Here is an 18,142-nt window from a genome sequence, read left to right as displayed (position 1 = left end):
ACTTTCCCCGCATCGACTGCGCTTCGCGCAGTCGATGCCCGGAGGTCCAGGGCTGGCGCTGCCAAGAGGGGGCGAACAGCTTGAAAAACTTTCCCCGCATCGACTGCGCTTCGCGCAGTCGATGCCCAGAGGTCCAGGGCTGGCCCTGGTTCGGGTCGAGGGGCGAACAGCCCCCGCGGGGACCGGGGCAGCGCCCCGGCGCGGCGGCTCCTTCAGCCGCAGCCTCCCTCGACTGGCAGCGCATCCACGTCGAAGGGCTCGCTCATCGGGACCCACGGGCCTTGGGCGTCGAACGAGAGTGTGCCGTGGAGGGAGATCGTGCAGGGGAACGTTCCGTCGACCACGAGCGTCCCGGCGCCGGAGATGGCCGGCGCGGCGCTCATCGGTTGCGGGGGAGAACCTCCTGGCGTGGCGCAGTCGCTCGCCTGGTTCGTGACGTCTGCGTGCGAGATGATCCACGGGGCCGTTGCTTCGATTGCGAGCGGCGACATCGAGCCCATCTCGACGAAGAGGCGGAAGCAGACGTTTTGTGTGGGATCGGCCTTGAAGATGATGAACCGCGGGACGTGCGTGAGGAGGTTTGCCGCGGAGTATTCGACACCGCCGCCTCCTCCTCCGCCCGCGCCGCCGCCTCCTCCTCCGCCCGCGCCCCCGCTGCCGCCGCCACCCCCGGCGCCGCCTTCGCCTCCGCTGCCGCCTGCGCCTCCGCCGCTGCTGCCGCTTGCGGCTCCGCCGCCGGCTCCGTGGTTCGTGTCGGTGACCTCGGTCTCGCATGCGAGCAAGGCGAGGGCGATGAGGGCGTTTGCCGCGATGAACTGCGCGGATCGAAAGGAAGAGAGCTGCATGGTGCGTCCTCCGGCTGTTCTTCGCCGATGGTACGCCGCGGGAGCAAGGGCGTCACGCCATCGCGATTGCGCGGCTCCTCCCGGAGCCATGGACAAGCGGACACCGTTTCTCTAGATTGCTCTGTTGGCATGTTACGCTTTCGCGCCTTTGCGTGCGCCTTCGCTGCGCTCGCGGTCATCCTCCTCCTCGGTCCGCGTGCTCTTGCCGCGGACCTGATCCTCGACGGCAGCGTCGCCGGGCCCGCGGTGTGCCCCGACGGCGGCACGCCAGTGGATCGACTCTGCCAGGTCAACGCGACCCCCGCGCAGAACACCGCCTGTCGTTACGGCGGCGAAAAGACGTTCGGCGTCGTGTCCTTGACCAAGGGCGCCCTCGTCTGCGTCGCGCCCTACGACGGGACGAGCAAAACGACCACCGGCAACCTCATCCTCAAGGCCAACCAGATCACCATCGACGCGACCTCGCGCATCATCGCGAAGGGCGCGGGCTACCGAGGCCTCTTGTGCAACGACGGCGAGGGGCCCGCGACGTCGCCGCTCTCCGGCGGGCGCGGCGGCTGCTCGGTGCTCGACTCCGGCGGCGGCGGCGCGCATTTCGGGCAGGGCGGGCGCGGCACGAAGGACTGCCAGATCATGGGCTCGGCGACCGCGTGCGAGTTCCCGCAGGAGTGGGAGGAGGACTGCGGAAACCTCGCGGCCAACGGAAGCTCGTGCGTCGCGGCGAACGATCCGAACAAGGCCGTCTGTTACGGCACGACGAACAGCGCGAACGGCGCGGGCGATGGGTTTCCCACGGTCGCGGGCCTGCCGTACCGACACAGCGTCTACGAGGTCGAGTTTGGCGCGGCCGGCGGGGACAAGGGGTGCCGCGACGGCTACGAGGCGGGGCTCCGCGCGGGCCGCGGCGGCGGGCGCATCGTGCTCTTCGCCGCGACCGCCGCGCAGGACGGCATGATCGACATCGCCGGCGGCGTCAGCGCCGACGGGCACCGCGGCTGCGCCGTCGGCAACGACTCGGCGGGCGGCGGCGCGGGCGGATCGATCCTGATCATCGGCGATCACGTGAACGTCGCGAGCAGCGCGCGCATCAGCGCCCACGGCGGCCGCGGCGGCGACTCGCAGCCGAAATGCCTGCCTTGCACGGTGAACGGCGACTGCCAGTCTGGACAAACCTGCCAGGCGGGCCGCTGCGGGCCCTGCAACTGCACGCCTTGCACCTCGAACGCGCAATGCAACACGCTCCTCGGGCAGACGTGCAAGAACCTCGGCGGTGACCTCGGCTCGGTCTGCGCCAACGGGTCGAACCAGTGCACGCCCCTCGATCCGATGGACAACGAGGTCGAGTGCCGCGCCACGCAGAACAACGGCACGTGCGACGATTGCGCGGGCGGCGGCGGCGGCGGCATCATCAACGTGCAGTCGCGCGTCGGCACGATCCACCCGCAGGCGATCTTCGACGTGCGCGGCGCGAACGGCGGCATCTGCCCGATCTGCGCCGGCGAGGCGGGCGGCGGCGCGGGCGAGCTGCAGATCGACAGCGCCTACGTCGGCGAGATCTGCGACGGCTGGGACAACGATTTCGATGGCATGGTCGACGAGGACCTCGGCGTGATCCCCTGCCCGGACGGCACGATGGTCCAGGCGTGTTTGAACGGCGTCCCGCAGATCTGCAACTACGACCCGGCGCAGTGCCTCGTGCCGGCGTCGGATGCGCGCCCGCGCTTCGCGCTCGTGCTCGACACGTCGGGCTCGATGCTGAACGACCTCGCGGGCAACCCCACGTTCGGCGATGGCTCGGTCGATCATCCAGGCGTCGACACGGGCAGTGATCCCGACGCGACGGCGGGCAACAACTCGCGCTTGTTCATCGCGAAGCAGGCGCTCACGCAGGTGCTCAGCGCGTTCCCGGAGAGCGATTATGCGCTCGCCCGGTATTACCAGGACGTCGGGGTGAACCGGAGCTGCCAGTCCGCGGCGAACTTCGAGTGCGCGCAGAGCTGCTGCTCGTACGACAATCCTTCGGACAACCTGCCGCCGCCGTACCCCTCGGTGTACCCGGACAACCAGTGCGTCCTCTCGCAGCTCTATCCGGGCGCGGGGTACCCGAACAACGCGACGTTCACCGGGAACATCCCGATCGGCTGGCCGCAAGAGGCGATGGAGATGACGCCGACGTCGGATTGCATCAACTACGCGGGATCCTGCGGTCCTCCGCGGCGCGGCGCGCAGTTCCTCGTCGGGTTCAACCAGCCCGTCAACCGGTATCTGAAATGGCTCGACGGCGTCGAGGATGCCGACGCGATGTTCGACGCGAGCACGCTGGAAGGCAACCACTGCCCCATGGGCAACTGCGAGGTGCGCGGCTCGGGCCCGACGCCGCTCGCCGGCGCGCTCCAGGCGACGTACGATTACCTCACGCCCGTCGTCACCTGCGACAGCGCCGCGGCGTGCCGCTCGTACGCCGCGATTCTGCTCACGGACGGCGCCGAGAGCTGCCAGGGCAGCCCCCAGGCCGCCGCGGCGGCGCTGAACGCCGGCATCAATGGAAAGCCCGTCCCGACCTACGTGATCGGCTTCTCCGTGCTCCCGAGCGAGCAGGCGCAGTTGAACCAGATCGCGGTCGCCGGCGGCACGGGGCAGGCGTTCTTCGTGTCGTCGAAGAGCGAGCTCGCGAACGCGCTCGCGCAGATCATCGGGCAAAACCAGAAGTTCGAGCTCTGCAACGGCCTCGACGACGATTGCGACAACCTCATCGACGAGGATTTCCCCGAGAAGGGGCAGCCCTGCACGGACGGCGAGATCGGCGCCTGCCTCGGCGTCGGCACGTACGTCTGCAAGGCCGATGGATCGGGCACCGAGTGCGGCATCACGGATCCCGGCGCTTCGCCGATGACCGAGGTCTGCAACAGCATGGACGACGATTGTGACGGCCTCGTCGACGAGGACGCCGCGGGCCTGCCGCTCGATTGCCCGAGCTGCATCCCGTCGCCCGAGGTCTGCGACGGCGTCGACAACGACTGCGATTTCAACATCGACGAGGAGCCGGACGTCTCGACGAACCAGCCGATGGTCTTCGGCGTACCCTGCGGCGAGCTCACGGCGCCGAACGATCAGAGCCCTTGCCAGCTCGGCACGGTGCTCTGCATCAACGCGATGCCCGTCTGCGTGGGCTTCGTCGGTCCGAAGGAGGAGCTCTGCAACGGGCTCGACGAGGACTGCGACGGCCTGGGCGACAACATGGCGCCGTGCCCCGGCGACAGCAAATGCATCGAGGCGCAATGCGCGATCCCCTGCACGGGCGGCGAATTCCCGTGCCCGCCGGGCCTGTCGTGCAACGAGGACAACTATTGCCTCAAGGCGACGTGCGATCAGGTGACCTGCAACCCGGGCCAGGTCTGCGTGGACGGCGTCTGCGTGAACGCGCCCGACGGCGGCATGGGCGGCGCAGGCGGCGAGGGCGGCGAAGGCGGCGCGGCCGGCAGCGGCGGTTCGGGCGGCAATGGTGGCAATCCCACGACCAGCACGGGCAGCGCGGGCGCCGCGGGGAACGACGACGCCTATGGATTGGCCACGGGCGGCGGCGGTTGCACGTGCGGCGTCGTGGAAGGCGGTCGGCAAAACGCGGCCGTGATCGCGGGGCTCGTCGCCTTCGCGGCGCTCGGCCTCGGGCGTCGCCGCGGCGCGCGCGCGTCGCGCAAGGAGGCGGCATGAAATCGGGACGAACGATGCGGCTCGGGGTCTTCGGCGCCGTGCTCCCGGCGATGTTCGCCGTCCTCTTCGGTAGCGGCTGCGTGGACGACGCATTCTGCTTCTCGTGCGGCGCGGAGCCCTCCGGCAGCGGCGCCTCCGGCGCGGCGGGCGGCATGGGCGGCGAGGGCGGCGAGGGCGGTATCGGGTTCGGCGGTTTTTCGCAGGTGGGCGGCGGCCCGTCCTGCGACGCCGACCTCGTGAACGACGTCGACAACTGCGGCGCGTGCGGCAACAAATGCCTCCTGCCGAGCGCTTTCCCGCGCTGCGAGCAGGGCGTCTGCGTCGTCGACACGTGCGTCGCCGGCTCGTACGACGTCGACGGGGACCCGAAGAACGGCTGCGAATACGCCTGCCCGGTGCCCGTCCTCGGCCCCGAGCAATGCAACGGGATCGACGACGATTGCGACGGCAAGGTCGATTCGGCCGACCCCGATCTCGCCCCGCCATCGAACCTCTGCACCGTGACGGCCGGGACGCCCTGCGAAGGGACGATGGTCGTCTGCAACGGCTCCGCGGGCTGGTCGTGCGTGTATCCGCCCGAGGTCGAGGTCGTCTCCGGCTTCGTGCGGATCACCGAGACCCGCTGCGACGGCGTCGACGGCAACTGCGACGGCAGCGTGGACGAATGGTTCCAGGAGCTCGGCTCGGCCTGCGACGACGGCGGCCTCGGCAAATGCGCCGACGTCGGCGTGGTCGTCTGCGACCCGCAAAACGCGGCCACGACGACCTGCGATCTCTCGGTGCTGCCCGATGCGCTCCCGCCGACGGCCGAGCAATGCAACGGCGTCGACGACGATTGCGACGGGTTCGTCGACGAGGAGCTCGATCCCACGGCATTCGACATGGATTCGATTCCCGGATCGAACCCGCCCGCCTTCGTGGATCGTTACGAGGCGTCGCGGCCCGACGCGAGCATGCAGGCGGCAGGCATCCTCGAATCGGTGGCCTGCAGCAAGGCCTCGGTGCTGCCCTGGACCGGCGGCTCCTTCGCCGAGGCCGAGGCCGCATGCGCGGCACGCGGGCCGGGCTTCCGTCTATGCTCGGCCACCGAGCTCGAAGCGGCATGCCGCGGCCCCGCGAGCATGCTCTACCCGTACGGCGCGACGTACGACGCGATGTCCTGCCTCGGCGTGGACAACCCCGCGGCGATGGGCGCAGCCGTCCCGACGGGCAGCCTCGCCGCGTGCGTCTCGGGCGCGGGGCCGCGTGACCTCTCGGGCAACGTGACCGAATGGACGCGCACCCAGACGAACGCCGCGGCCGCGCCGAACCGGATCTTCCAGCTTCATGGCGGTTCGTACCTTTCTCCAGCGCTCGGCCTCGCCTGCACGATGGAGCTACCAGCCCGCGCCGCGGAGGGGACGCTCCTTCCGAACATCGGCTTCCGCTGCTGCCGGCAATAGTTTTCCCGCGGGAAGCGGGGTAGAGTCGCGTCCGTGACGCCTCTGCCCCCCATCGCCACCGCGCACCTCTTCCGCGACGTCTCCGCAGCCCTCCACGACCTGCTCGCCTCGCTCGCCCCAGACGACTGGAGCAAGCCGACGGTCCACACGACGCGCGACGTGAAGGACCTCGCAGCGCACCTGCTCGACGGCTCTTTCCGGCGGCTCTCGTTCCAGCGAGACGGGCAGGTCATCCCAGCCCCCGAGATGCGCTCGTTCGAGGCGATGGTCGAGTTCATCCAGCGCCTGAACACCGAGTGGATGCTGGCCGCGCGCAGGCTCTCACCGCGCGTGCTCATGGACCTGCTCCGCCGCGCCGACGAAGAGGTGACCGTGCTCTTCGAGGGCCTCGATCCCGAAGGACCGGCGATCTTCAGCGTGGCGTGGGCCGGCGAGGAGTGGTCGCAGAACTGGTTCGACGTGGCCCGCGAGTACACGGAGAAGTGGCACCACCAGCAGCAGATCCGCGACGCCGTGGGCAAGCCCGGCCTCAAGGAACGGCGCTACATGCACCCGGTGATCGACGCCTTCCTGCGAGGCGCCCCGCACGCCTACCGCAATGTCCCGGCCGCCGACGGCGCAGGCGTCGACATCGTGATCACAGGCGAAGCAGGCGGCACGTGGCACCTCGCACGCGCCGCAGACCGCTGGGAGCTCGTGGTCTCGCGGGAGACGAAAGCCCTCGCAACGGTAGAGCTCGACGCAGACAGCGCGTGGCGACTCTGGACGAAGGGCCTCGATCCGGAGAAGGCGCGGGCCGGTGCGGTCGTGCGCGGCGACGAGGCGCTCGCAGCGCCGATTTTCCGCATGGTCACGATCATGGCGTAGCGGGGGCGTCTCGCTGGGGCGTTGCCCCAGGCCCCAGCAGGGGTTGTCCACCCCTGCACCCGGACCAGCGCAAGCGCTGGACTCGTGGTCGATGAACTGCGCTCCGCGCAGTTCATCGAACGGGCCGATGCAAGACCGCAACCGACCCTGCCAACCGAGACAGCCGCGCTGAGGGTTCAACTGGCGACGCGCTACCAGCGGCGGCCTGTTGGAAGAACTGCGCGGAGCGCAGTTCTTCCACCAAAGGTCCAGGGCTGGCCCTGGTTCGGGTCGAGGGGCGAACAGCCCCCGCGGGGTTCGGGGCAGCGCCCCGGCGCGACGCTTCCTGGTGAGGCCCGTGCATCCGCGGCACGCCCGTAGTAAGGCCTTGGCATGCACGTCGCCATCACGGGTGCGTCGGTTGGCATTGGGGAGGCCTTGGCGCGCGCGTTTGCTGCGAAGGGCGCGGTCCTCTCGCTTGTCGCGCGGCGCAAGGATCGGCTCGATGCCATCGCGCGTGAGCTTTCGGGCCGGGCTTTCCTTCATCAGGCGGACCTCTCTCTGCCGGAGCGCGCGACGGATTGGATTGCGCCTGCGGAGAAGGAGCTTGGTCCTATCGATGTGCTCGTGAACAACGCGGGGGTGCAGAACATCGAGCCGACGGAGCTTGCGGCGGTGGATGCGGGGGAGATGCTCTTGCGCCTCAACGTGCTCACGCCGATGCGCCTCACGCGTGCGGTTTTGCCGGGCATGCTCGAGCGGCGGAGGGGGACGATCGTCGACATTGCTTCGATGGCGGCGCTCACGCCCATGCCGGGCATGTACTATTACAATGCTTCGAAGGGCGCTTTGGCGAATGCTTCGGAGGGGCTGCGGGGTGAGCTGCGGGGCACGGGCGTGCACGTGGTCACGGTGTATCCGGGGCCGGTGGATACGGACATGGGGCGCAAGGGGTACGAGAGGTATGAGCCTACGCTCTCGACGCGGCTGTCGCCGACGGGTACGGCGGATGGGCTTGCGCGGCTCGTGGTGCGGGCGGTCGAGCGCAAGAAGGCGCGGATCATCTACCCGCGATCGTATGGCGTGACGCTCTGGTTTCCGCGGCTTGCGCGGTGGGTGACGGCGCGGTTCTCGCCGCCGATCAAGAGGCTGCCGGGCTAGAGCGTGTTCCTTTTGCATCGACCGCATCGCGGTCGATGCACCTGAGGTCCAGGGCTGGCCCTGGTTCTGAGCATTGGTCTCATCTCGCGAGCCCATCCTCCCTGAGCACCCGTAGCATCTCTGCTGCGGGTGCCAGTCGTTCGAGCCCGCGGCTGATGGTGACGGAGCCCGGTGGTCCTCCGGAAGACTTGCCGGTGTAGCCGCCGAGCTCGGCGACCCACTGCACGGCGAGCGCGAGCGGCGGGATCCCATCGGGGATCTGCTCGTTCTTCTTCTTTCGTTTCCGCTTGAACAGGACGAGCGCGTCGACCTCATGCGTCGCGAACTCTTCGGTCGCTGGCAGGTCCGGTCGGGTGCGCGCCAGGTGCTTGAGACGTTCGGTCCGTGCGGCGATGGCTGCGAGCATGCTTCCCCAGATTTTGACTTGTTGAATGCCTTGAAGTTGCGTGGACTCGACGTTGCACTGACCCGTCTTCCACGTTCGGAAAAAGTCCTCGATCCGCCAGCGCGTGCTGTAGCCATGGGCGACCAGCAATGCGTCCTCGAACGTGTGCACCGGATGGTTGGTGTACAGCAGCCAGTCGATACGCTCCTCGCCCGCGGGCACGTGGCCAGTCTCGAGGATGCGCACCGCGTAGAGCGGCAACGTGCACCAACGTTTGTTCCATGCGTCTCGAAGGAACAGCGTGACTTGCGCGGCTTGCGCGCTCATCGACGCCACGCGCTCCGTGCGACCCGGCGCTGCCGAGATCCAAAGGGAAAACGTGCCCCTGTGGGCGCTCGGGCGCGCCAGCTCGTCGAGCACGTATCGGCGCGCGCCTGTCTCCGACAGGATCCGACGGTTGGCGTTGCCCCGGACGGTGAACCAATGCCCGCTCTCCGAGAGATGGAGCAGGAGCTGCCAGGCGTCGGCCTCGCGATCGAGCTGGAACCAGGCACAGGAGCCTGGCGCCGCCTTGGCGAACCGCTCGGACGTCTCGGTGATCACGTCGGCCCAGGAGCCGAGCTCCTTGTCGTGCAGTTTGCGCTTGGAGCTGTTTTCTTTGGGCTTCAGGTCTCGCGCCCACCACTGCATCGACGTCACGCCGCAGGGCACGCCCTGCGCGTCGACGGCCAGACCGCAGACGACGTTTAGCCCCCGCGTGCCTCGCCCGTACGTGCCGACGGTGCCGAAATCCTTGCTTCGGTTGTGATCGGTAAGCGTGAGGCTGGTGCCATCGATGGCGACGAAGACGTACAGCTCGCTGGCGCAGCGGCGCGCGCTGGCAATGCCGAGCGCCTCCAGGATGGCACCCGCGTCGACGTGGGGACTCTCCAGGAGGTCGTACGCCCCCTGCCGCTCGGCATCGACGTGGAAAACCTCACTGACCTTCCCCGACGGACACTGCGCCGCCTGCGCGGCCATGCGCATCAGTCGCCGGGTCCGGCGTTTGTCTCCAAGGTCCGCATGCCCGAACTCCTCCTCTGCCCACGCCTCCGCCGACGTGGCCGTCTCTGCGTTCAACACTCACTCGGTAAATGTCGTCAGAGGGGGCAAATGTACCGATCGGAGATGAGACCAGTGCTCAGGCCCTGGTTCGGGTCCAGGGGCGAAGAGCCCCTGGTCGGGTCCGGGGTGAAACCCCGGCGCGACGCTTCTAGAAAAACCCGCCTTCGAGCATCGAGGAGAGCAACTCCTCGTCTTCGGGGGATTTTTCTGTGCGGGCTTCGGTTGTGGGTGCGTCCTTTGGCGGGGGCGTGGCCGTGGGGGGAGTGGGCGGGGGCTCCCGGAAGTTTGGGCAGCCCCGCGTTGCGCACTCCACCGTCAAGACCCCCACGTAGGTCGCTCGCGCGCCGCAGCGGGGGCAGACGGTCATCCCTTCACCTCGTACTCGCTTTGCAGGAGCTTTGCGATCGTGGCGAGCTGCATGTTTGACGTCCCCTCGTAGATCTTGCCGATCTTTGCGTCGCGGAAGAACTTCTCTGCGGGGTACTCCTTCGTGAAGCCTACGCCGCCGAAGAACTCCACGCAGAGGGATGCCGTGCGCTCGGCGACTTCCGAGGCGAAGAGCTTCGCCATCGCTGCTTCCTTCACGAACGGCAGGCCTGCGTCCTTCCGCCGTGCGGCGTTGTAGACCATCAGCCGTGCGGCTTCGATCTCCGTTGCGATGCGGGCGTACTGGAACTGCATCCCCTGGAAGTTTGCGATCGACTGGCCGAACTGCTTGCGCTCGGCCATGTAGCGCATCGCTTGGTCGAACGCGCCTTGGGCGAGACCGATCATCTGCGCGCCGATGCCGATGCGGCCCTCGTTCAGCGTCTCGATCGCGATCTTGTAGCCCTTGCCGACTTCGCCGAGCACGTTCTCGGCCGGCACCTCGCAGTCTTCGAGGACGAGCTCGCACGTGCTCGAGGCGCGGATGCCGAGCTTGTTTTCCTTCTTGCCCACGGAGAAGCCGGGGAAGTTGCGCTCCACGAGGAAGGCGGTGATGCCGCGGTAGCCCTTCGTCGGGTCCACGTTTGCGAGCACCAGGAACAGCGTGCTCTCGTTTGCGTTCGTGATCCAGAGCTTGCGACCGTTCAGCACCCAGCGACCGTCCTTCTGCGTCGCGCGGGCTTGGAGGGCGAACGCGTCGGAGCCGCTGCCGGCTTCGCTGAGGGCGTACGAGCCCACCCAGTCCTTGCAGAGACGGGGCAGGTACTTCTCCTTCTGGGCGTCGTTCGACCAGCGCAGGAGTGCGTTCGCGACGAGCGTGTTCTGCACGTCCACGAGCACGCTCACGCTTGGGTCGACGACGGCGAGGGCTTCGACGGCGAGGATCGCGTTGAAGAAGCTCGAGCCGGCGCCGCCGTAGGTCTCGGGGATCTCGACGCCCATGAGGCCGAGCTCGAAGAGGGGCGGCAGGAGCGCGGGGTCGAGTGCGCCTTTCTCGTCCATCTCGCTGACGAGCGGCGCGACGCGCTTCTTCGCGAAATCGAGCACTTGGTCGCGGAAGAGCGTCTCTTCCTCGGACAGGTGCGTGAGCGGGGGGTGCGACACGTGTGATCTCCTTGGGTTTGGCCCCAGGCGTCGAAGGGTCGGGGGTTCGGGGGCCGAGCTCGGCTTGTCCGAGCGTCGAAAGAGGCTGCGGATTATGGGGGGGCGTGTGCGGGGTCGTCAACCGAGCCGACGGGGCGGCGTGGTTACCATTGCCAGCGCAATCGCACCATCGTCCCGGGGGTGAAATGGAAGGCCTTCTTGCCTTCGATGGGGGCGTCCTTCTCGTCGAGCACGGTGACCTCGACGTTCTTGCCTTGGACCCAGGTCTCGCCGACCTCGCCTTCGGCGACGAGCAGCCAGTCGCTCTCGGCGCCGTTTTTGCCGATCACGCGGAAGATCTCGGCTTTGTTGCCCTTCTGCGGGGCGGTTTGGCTTGTCGCCACGAGGGGCTCGATGAGCAGCTTCTTGCCGGCCTTCAGCTTGACTTTGCCGTGGATTTCCGCCTGGTGGACCACGATCTCGGTCGTGTACTTGCCGGGCGGGGGCTCGGGGGTCGCGGCTGTGGTGGACGGCGCGGCCGTGGGCGTGGGCGTGGGCGGCGTGGGGGCGGCGGTCGTGGGGGGCGTGGCCTTGGCTTGTGGCTGCGGCGATGCTGGGGGAGGGGGGGGCTGCCCGCCTCCGCAGGCTGCGACGCCGAGCGCGAGTGCGAGGGAGATCCCCATCGAAAATGTCCACTTGATCGGTCGCATCTTCTTCCCTCGTCTTTCCACGGGCCGGTGCCCAGCGTCCTTGGTAGCGCAAGTCGGGCGGGCCCGGCTAGCAGGATTTTGACCGTGTGCGCGTGACGTTGCGGCACGTGGTAGAGGGGTTTATCGGAGTCGATCCGTTGACGGATCGAGACCTCACCGCGTGGGGGCGGCGGGGGCGTGATAAGAACGCGCTTCCCATGCGTCGCCTCCGCTCCGCCTTGCTCCTCGTCGCCGCGCTCGTTTGCTCTTCCGGTTGCGCGGAGAGCGCCTCGAATCCGAAGACTTCGCCCAGCGCGGAGAGCGCGCCTGCATCCGCGTCCGCATCCGCATCTGCATCCGCATCCGCTCCCGCACCCGCGCCGCCCACCGATTCCCGCCGTGCCTACATCGTCGCGGCCATGGGCGATTCCCTCACGGATGCCCGCTCCCATGGCGGCAAATTCCTCGATTACCTGCGCGCGCATTGCCCCGAGAGCCGATTTGATAATTACGGCGTCGGCGGACAGATGGTGAACCAGATGCACCGCCGCTTCGCGCGCGACGTGCTCGGCGAGCCTCCGCCTTCGGACAAACCGGCCTATACCCACGTCATCGTCTTCGGCGGCGTGAATGATCTTTACAGCGACGAGACGGCTTTCCGCACGCCCAAGCTCATCGAGAACGACCTCTCGGCCATGTATGCCCTCGCGAAGGGGCGCAAGATGCAGGTCGTCGCGCTGACCGTCGCGCCCTGGGGTGGTTTTTCCAAATACTGGAACGACAAACGGGCGGCGGCCACGGCGCAGGTGAACGATTGGATCCGGGCGCGCAAGGCCGCGGGCGAGGTCGATCACGTGGTCGATGCGTTCGCGCTGCTCTCGTGCGGCAACCCGAACCGGCTCTGCCCCGAGTATGCGGCGCCCTTCAAGGATGGCCTGCATTTCGGGCCGAAAGGACACGAAAAACTCGGCGAGGTGCTCTTGCGCGAGGTGTTCACGGATTGCCGGTAGGCCGCGTTCCGGCAGACAACCGTGCTGATGTCCGTCCTGCCCGCGACGACGGATTCCTCCAACCGGTGCGCCCCGTCTGACCTTACGTTCCTCCACGCCGGAGGTGCGCATGCAGGCGGGGGACATCATCGACGATCGATTCGTCATCGAGCGGATTGCCGGCTCGGGGGGAATGGGCTCGGTCTTCCGAGCGCACGACCGCCTCTCCAGCGGGCCGGTGGCCATCAAGGTGCTCCACGACCGGGAGCCCCGCGACCTTGCACGTTTCGATATGGAGGCGCGCGTGCTCGCCGAGCTCGATCATCCGGGCATCGTCCGGTATGTCACGCACGGCGTCTCCGGCGCAGGCGAGCCCTTCCTCGCGATGGAATGGCTCGCCGGGGAGGACCTCGGCACACGACTTTCACGCGGAAGGCTGACGATTGACGAGAGCATCACCGTGATCGGCGCGGCGGCCTCGGCCCTCGCGACGGCGCACGCGCGGGGCGTGGTGCACCGCGATATCAAGCCGAGCAACGTCTTTCTCGTGGACGGCGCGATCGACCGCGTCAAATTGCTCGATTTCGGCCTCGCGCGTCTGGGCCCGCTCTCGCCACGGTTCACGCGGACGGGCGTCGTCCTGGGGACGCCGGGGTATATGGCGCCCGAGCAGGCGCGCGGAGCTTCGTCGCTCGACGCGCGCGTGGACGTCTTCGCGCTCGGCGCCGTGCTCTTCGAGTGCTTGACCGGGCAGCCTGCCTTCGTGGGCGAGCACGTGATGGCCATCCTGGCGAAGGTCTTGCTCGAGGATCCGCCGCCCTTGCGAACGCTCCGGCCCGAGGCCTCGGTGCGGCTCGAAGCGCTGGTCGCGTGTATGCTCGCGAAAGATCCGGCCGATCGGCTCACCGATGCGGGGGAGGTCGCGGATGCGCTCGCCTGTCTCGACGCGCGTGACACGTGGCGATGGCTCTCCGAAATGCCGCCCGCGGAGGCCTTGACGAGGAGCGAGCAGCGTTTGCTCGGCATCGTCGCCGTGGGGGCGCCGGCCGAGGACGCTGCGGTCGAGGATACGCTCCCGCTCCGAAAAACGTTGGAATCGGCCGCGGCGCCGTTCGGCGCGCGGACCGAGTGGCTGGCGGATGGCTCGATGCTGGCCGTCTTCATGAATGCGACGAGCGCGTCGGATGTGGCGGCCCGGGCGGCGCGGTGCGCCCTGGAGCTCCGCGCGCACGTGCCGGACGCGTCCATTGCGATCGCCACCGGCCTCGGCGAGGTCGAGGAGATGCTGCCGGTCGGACAGGTCATCGATCGCGCCGCCGCGCTCCTGCGCGCGGCGGGGCGCCGGGTGCTCGTCGACGACGTGACCGCGGGGCTCTTCGATGCGCGCCTCGTGGTGGTGCGTGGGCCGGACGGGCTCGAGCTTCGGAGCGAGGAGGAGATCAGCACGACGGCGCGCACGCTGCTCGGCAAACCGAGCCCGTTCGTGGGGCGTGGACGAGAACTGCGCGCGCTCCTCGACCTGCTCGACGAATGCGTGGGCGAGGGCGTCGCGCGCGTGGTGCTCGTGACCGGGCCACCCGGAATCGGAAAATCCCGTCTCCGCCAGGAGTTCGTCCGTACGGTCGGCAGATATTATCCCACCGTCGACGTGTGGATCGGGCGTGGCGACGTGATGAGCAAAGGCTCGGCGTTTTCCCTCGCCGGCTCCGCGCTGCGGTCTGCGTTCGCGATCGCGGGTGAGGAGCCCATCGAGGAGCGTAGACGCAAGCTCATGGCGCAGGTCGCGCGCCTCGTGGAGGAGCCCGAGGTGCGTCACGTGGCCGGGTTTCTCGGCGAAATGACGGGCACGCCCTTCCCCGACGTCGAGAGCACGAAGCTCCGCGCGGCGCGCCTCGACGCGCGGCTCATGGCCGATCAGATTCAACGCTCGTTTGGGCAGTTCATGGCCGCCGCGTGTGGCGCGCACCCGGTCTTGCTCGTCTTCGAGGATCTGCACTGGGGCGACCTCCCCTCGGTGAAGCTCGTCGACGCGGCTCTGCGCGACCTCGCAGGCAGGCCGCTGCTCGTCGCGGCATTCGGGAGGCCCGAGGTGCACGACGTGTTTCCCAAGGTATGGGCCGAGCGTTCTCTGTCCGAGATTCACCTGGGCGAGTTGACCCGACGGTCCGCGGAGGAGCTCGCCCAAAGCGCGCTCGGAGAAACGGCGGAGCCTCGGACGATCGCGCAGATCGTGAAGCGCGCCGCGGGGCATCCGTTTTTCCTGGAAGAGCTCGTCCGCGCCGTGGCCGAGGGACGCGGGGAGCAATTGCCGGAGACCGTGCTGGCGATGGTCGAGGCGCGCCTCGCCGCCCTGCCGGCCGACGCGCGGCGCGTGCTGCGCGCGGGCAGCGTATTCGGAGACGTCTTCTGGTGCGGCGGCGTGGAGCACCTGCTCGGCGGGGGGGACGAGGCGCTACGGGCGCACGAATGGCTCGAAATGCTGGTCGCGCGGGAGGTCTTGCAGCGCAGCGAGGCAAGCCGATTTCCGGGCGAGGAGCAGTACTCGTTCCGGCATTCGCTCTTGCGGGAGGGCGCCTATGCGATGCTGACGGAGCCCGACCGCGCCCTCGGGCATCGGCTCGCGGGGGAGTGGCTCGTGCAATGGGGCGAAACCGACGCGATGCGCCTGGCCGAGCATTTCGAGCGAGGCAACAGGCCGGAGCGCGCGGCCGAGTGGTATCTCGCGGCGGCCACGCAGACGCTCCGGGCCAATGACTTGCATGGAGCGATTGCCTGCGCCGAGCGTGGCCTCGGCTGCGGTGCATCCGGGAGGCTGCGGATGTCGCTTCTCCTCGTCCGAAGCCAAGCCGAAGCCATGATCGGCGATTGGCAATCGTTCGGGTCGAGCATGGAGGAGCTCGACCTGCGCGCGATCGCGCCAGGCGATCCGCTTTGGTACGCGGCCATGGGAGGAAAGCTCATTTGGGCCACGGTGAGCGGGAGATCCGAGGGGCTCTCCGAGGACGTCCAAGCCATCCTTTCGGTGGAACCGCTCCCGGAGAGCGTGAGCGCGCTCGTGGGCTCCCTCGGGGATGTCTTGGATGCCCTGATTGTCGTCGGCAGGTATGACGACGCACGACGCTGCGCGGCGCGGATGGAGCAGCTCGGCAGACCCATCGCGGCGCACGATCCCGTGGTGCAGGGCAGGCTCCACGAGCTGCGAAGCGCCAGGCTCTTTTACGAGGGTGAGTTCTGGGGACACCTGATGGCTGCACGAGCCTCCGTTGCGAGCTACGAGGAAGCAGGCGACCGGCGGCACGCGGCGAGGGTCGCTCTGTGGGCTGCCGCGAGTTTCATGCACATGGGGGCTCCTGCGCGCGCCGAACGGGAGCTGCGTGCCGCGATTTCGGCCGATGAGGAGTCCGCGCAGTCGGTTTTCTGGGGAAGGTGCTTTCTGGTCGAGGCGCTCGTGGCGCAGGGGGCCCTGGAGGCGGCGCGCGCGATCATGGCCGACGTCGCGGGATCCGATTTCGTGCGCAGCAACCCGCTTTATGCGGGCGTCGCCGCGATGACCCTGGCCATCGTTCTCCGTGGGTCTGGCGCTTTCGCCGCGGCCGAGCGTGAAGCGCGCGCGGCCTGCCAGCTCCTTGTCGGCGTCCCTTATTGGCGCGGCGGGGCCGCCACGACGCTGGCGAGCGTCCTCCTCGCGCAGGAGCGCGCAGTCGAGTCGCTGCGCGTCCTCGACGACACGGCGGCGGAGCGCAAGGCCATCGGTGGATGTGGCCCTCATGAAATGCGCTCGCGCCTCATCCGCGCCGAGGCGCTCGACGCGACGGGCGACCACGAAGGAGCGCGCGCCGTGCTGCTCGAGACGCGTGACCTCTTGCTCTCGCGCGCGGCCAAAATCGAGGACCCCGAGCTACGCCGGAGCTTCCTCGAGAACATCCCTGAAAACGCCCGCATTCTGGCCCTCTCTGCCGTCTGGGAGCAAGCCGCCGCTTAGCTCGCCACCTCCGCGACCCCCGCGAAGCCGTCCCGCACCGAACCTCCCGCCTCCCGACCCCCGCGCCGCCGCCCCGCCGGACCGGATCGCGGGATCGACCCCCGCGCCCCCGCCTCCTCCCGAACGGAACGCCCGATCGACCCCCGCGAAGCCGCCGTTCCGCCGACGGAACGCCCGATCGACCCCCGCGAAGCCGCCGTTCCGCCGACGGAACCCCTCCGCGAGCGTCGGGATCGTGCCTGCCGTCCTGCGGCACACGTTCGCGAGACGTCCAACCCGCACACGTTTTTCCCAGACCCGTAAGCCTGCCCGCTCGACCCCCGGCTGGGGACGCGCGGGCGCGTTTCGCGAGGGAGGTCGTTCATGGCGAAGAAGTCGAGGCAGGTCGATAACCGGATTCAATCGAGCGGGCATGTCATCAACGCGGCAAAGACGCACGCCGAGCAGGTCGCCGAGAGGCTCGCGGCGCGCGCGATCTCCGTGCAAGGGGCGAATACGAAAGCGACGAAGGAGGTGTTTCACGTCCTCCTCGCCTTCTTGACGGATACCCTCGGCGCGTCGGCTCAGTCCCTCGACCAGGCGGAAATGCGTGTCCTCGCGGAGCGCGCCGACGACGTCGGCGTGCGCGAGGCGCGCGACGCGGCCACCGCGGACGTCCTCCGCGCCGCCGTGCGCGTCAAATCGATGATATCGGACGCGCTCGGCTCCGGGGGGCTCTCCACCTATGGCCTCGCGGGAGAGACGCCCCGCGCGCCCCGCGAGCTCGTGAGCCACGCGCGGAGCGTGTCGGATCTGATGACGAAAAAGCCCTTCCTGGTCACCGTCGAGGGCGTCACCTTCGATAGCGCTGCCATGGCCGCGACGCTCGACAACAAAGCCTGCGCGCTCGATCATGCACTCGGGGCCATGCTGCGCGAGGAGCAGGAGCTCGCCGATCAGCTCGGCCGTCGCGACAGCCAGGTGCTCGCGTGGAGCGAGGATCATCAGGGCATCGCCGATACCCTCGTCGGCCTTTTCCGTCTGGCCGGTCGCAAAGACCTCTCCGAGCGGGTGCGCCCGACGACCCGCGCGCTCGCCGGCGAGGAGATCACGCCGCCCGCCGAGACGACGACGAGCGAGGACCCGTCGGGCGGCGGACCGGTGCAGGGGTAGCGCAGCGCTCGGAGGCATCGAGCGGAGGAGCGCGCGGCGGCGGCGGCTGGCACGAGATGATAGAACGCGTCGGGCGGTATCTACGCCGTCGGTGCTGGGGCCGCCGCCACGCTCCCCATTTCCTTACGTGGAATCACGAGGACAACGAATGAACAAGCTCGTCGGAAGTACCTGGGTGGTGCGCTTTTTTCTATGCCTCGCCGTGCTCTGTACGGCTTGTTCGAGCCCACCCTCGAGTGGGACGAGTGACAGCAGCAGCAGCGGCAGCGGCGGCGGCGGCGGCGGCGGCAGCGGCGGCGGCGGCAGCGGCGGCGGCGGCAGCGGCGG

11 protein-coding genes are annotated in these 18,142 nt (G+C 68.8%); 7 read left to right on the top strand and 4 right to left on the bottom strand.

Annotation, left to right across the window (positions count from 1 at the left end; translation table 11 throughout):
- Positions 1 to 212: 212 nt before the first annotated feature.
- Positions 213 to 845, bottom strand: coding sequence for a hypothetical protein (locus QHF85_RS47825; protein ID WP_281334230.1), 633 nt, complete (start codon positions 843 to 845; stop codon positions 213 to 215).
- A 129-nt stretch (positions 846 to 974) separates the two neighbouring features.
- Here QHF85_RS47825 and QHF85_RS47820 point away from each other — a divergent pair, with 129 nt between their 5' ends.
- From QHF85_RS47820 to QHF85_RS47805, 4 genes are all read left to right on the top strand, one after another.
- Positions 975 to 4,556 carry a vWA domain-containing protein gene (locus tag QHF85_RS47820; protein WP_281334229.1) on the top strand — a complete coding sequence of 1,194 codons (3,582 nt, stop codon included), beginning with the start codon at positions 975 to 977 and terminating at the stop codon, positions 4,554 to 4,556.
- On the top strand, positions 4,553 to 5,998 hold the full coding sequence (locus tag QHF85_RS47815; RefSeq protein WP_281334228.1) for a MopE-related protein: 1,446 nt from the start codon (positions 4,553 to 4,555) through the stop codon (positions 5,996 to 5,998). Before QHF85_RS47820 ends, QHF85_RS47815 begins: the two co-directional genes overlap by 4 nt.
- A 33-nt stretch (positions 5,999 to 6,031) precedes the next feature.
- On the top strand, positions 6,032 to 6,865 hold the full coding sequence (locus tag QHF85_RS47810; protein ID WP_281334227.1) for a maleylpyruvate isomerase N-terminal domain-containing protein: 834 nt from the start codon (positions 6,032 to 6,034) through the stop codon (positions 6,863 to 6,865).
- 372 nt (positions 6,866 to 7,237) lie between these two features.
- A complete protein-coding gene (locus QHF85_RS47805) occupies positions 7,238 to 8,005 on the top strand; it encodes an SDR family NAD(P)-dependent oxidoreductase (RefSeq protein ID WP_281334226.1) in 768 nt (255 codons plus the stop codon).
- A 79-nt stretch (positions 8,006 to 8,084) separates the two neighbouring features.
- On the opposite strand, the gene QHF85_RS47800 is transcribed toward QHF85_RS47805, so the two are convergent.
- The 3 genes from QHF85_RS47800 to QHF85_RS47790 all read right to left on the bottom strand — a co-directional run bounded on the left by QHF85_RS47800 (position 8,085) and on the right by QHF85_RS47790 (position 11,713).
- Complete coding sequence (locus QHF85_RS47800; RefSeq protein WP_281334225.1) at positions 8,085 to 9,509, bottom strand: IS4 family transposase; 1,425 nt, start codon at positions 9,507 to 9,509, stop codon at positions 8,085 to 8,087.
- 348 nt (positions 9,510 to 9,857) lie between these two features.
- Positions 9,858 to 11,024, bottom strand: a complete 1,167-nt coding sequence (locus QHF85_RS47795) for an acyl-CoA dehydrogenase (protein ID WP_281334224.1) — start codon at positions 11,022 to 11,024, stop codon at positions 9,858 to 9,860.
- 143 nt (positions 11,025 to 11,167) lie between these two features.
- Positions 11,168 to 11,713: a hypothetical protein gene (locus QHF85_RS47790; protein WP_281334223.1), complete on the bottom strand. Its 546-nt coding sequence runs from the start codon at positions 11,711 to 11,713 to the stop codon at positions 11,168 to 11,170.
- Positions 11,714 to 12,111: 398 nt separating this feature from the next.
- On the opposite strand from QHF85_RS47790, the gene QHF85_RS47785 reads away from it, so the two are divergent.
- The 3 genes from QHF85_RS47785 to QHF85_RS47775 all read left to right on the top strand — a co-directional run bounded on the left by QHF85_RS47785 (position 12,112) and on the right by QHF85_RS47775 (position 17,815).
- A complete protein-coding gene (locus QHF85_RS47785; protein ID WP_281334222.1) occupies positions 12,112 to 12,702 on the top strand; it encodes a GDSL-type esterase/lipase family protein in 591 nt (196 codons plus the stop codon).
- Positions 12,703 to 12,811: 109 nt separating this feature from the next.
- Entirely contained in the window at positions 12,812 to 16,663 is a 3,852-nt protein-coding gene (locus QHF85_RS47780) for a serine/threonine-protein kinase (RefSeq protein WP_281334221.1), read from the top strand.
- A gap of 363 nt (positions 16,664 to 17,026) precedes the next feature.
- Positions 17,027 to 17,815 (top strand): hypothetical protein, encoded by a 789-nt coding sequence (locus QHF85_RS47775; protein WP_281334220.1) that lies wholly within the window; start codon positions 17,027 to 17,029, stop codon positions 17,813 to 17,815.
- Positions 17,816 to 18,142: the final 327 nt, after the last annotated feature.

The organism is Polyangium sp. 6x1 (assembly GCF_029946515.1).
Lineage (GTDB): Bacteria > Myxococcota_A > Polyangia > Polyangiales > Polyangiaceae > Polyangium.
Note: the sequence above shows the minus strand (reverse complement) of the source record. Positions and strands in the feature narration are given on the sequence as shown.

Excerpts from the sequence above, each read along its gene's own strand:
- QHF85_RS47825 (WP_281334230.1), bottom strand. The coding sequence starts at position 845 with ATGCAGCTCTCTTCCTTTCGATCCGCGCAGTTCATCGCGGCAAACGCC.
- QHF85_RS47820 (WP_281334229.1), top strand. The coding sequence starts at position 975 with ATGTTACGCTTTCGCGCCTTTGCGTGCGCCTTCGCTGCGCTCGCGGTC.
- QHF85_RS47815 (WP_281334228.1), top strand. The coding sequence starts at position 4,553 with ATGAAATCGGGACGAACGATGCGGCTCGGGGTCTTCGGCGCCGTGCTC.
- QHF85_RS47805 (WP_281334226.1), top strand. The coding sequence starts at position 7,238 with ATGCACGTCGCCATCACGGGTGCGTCGGTTGGCATTGGGGAGGCCTTG.
- QHF85_RS47790 (WP_281334223.1), bottom strand. The coding sequence starts at position 11,713 with ATGCGACCGATCAAGTGGACATTTTCGATGGGGATCTCCCTCGCACTC.
- QHF85_RS47785 (WP_281334222.1), top strand. The coding sequence starts at position 12,112 with ATGGGCGATTCCCTCACGGATGCCCGCTCCCATGGCGGCAAATTCCTC.
- QHF85_RS47780 (WP_281334221.1), top strand. The coding sequence starts at position 12,812 with ATGCAGGCGGGGGACATCATCGACGATCGATTCGTCATCGAGCGGATT.
- QHF85_RS47775 (WP_281334220.1), top strand. The coding sequence starts at position 17,027 with ATGGCGAAGAAGTCGAGGCAGGTCGATAACCGGATTCAATCGAGCGGG.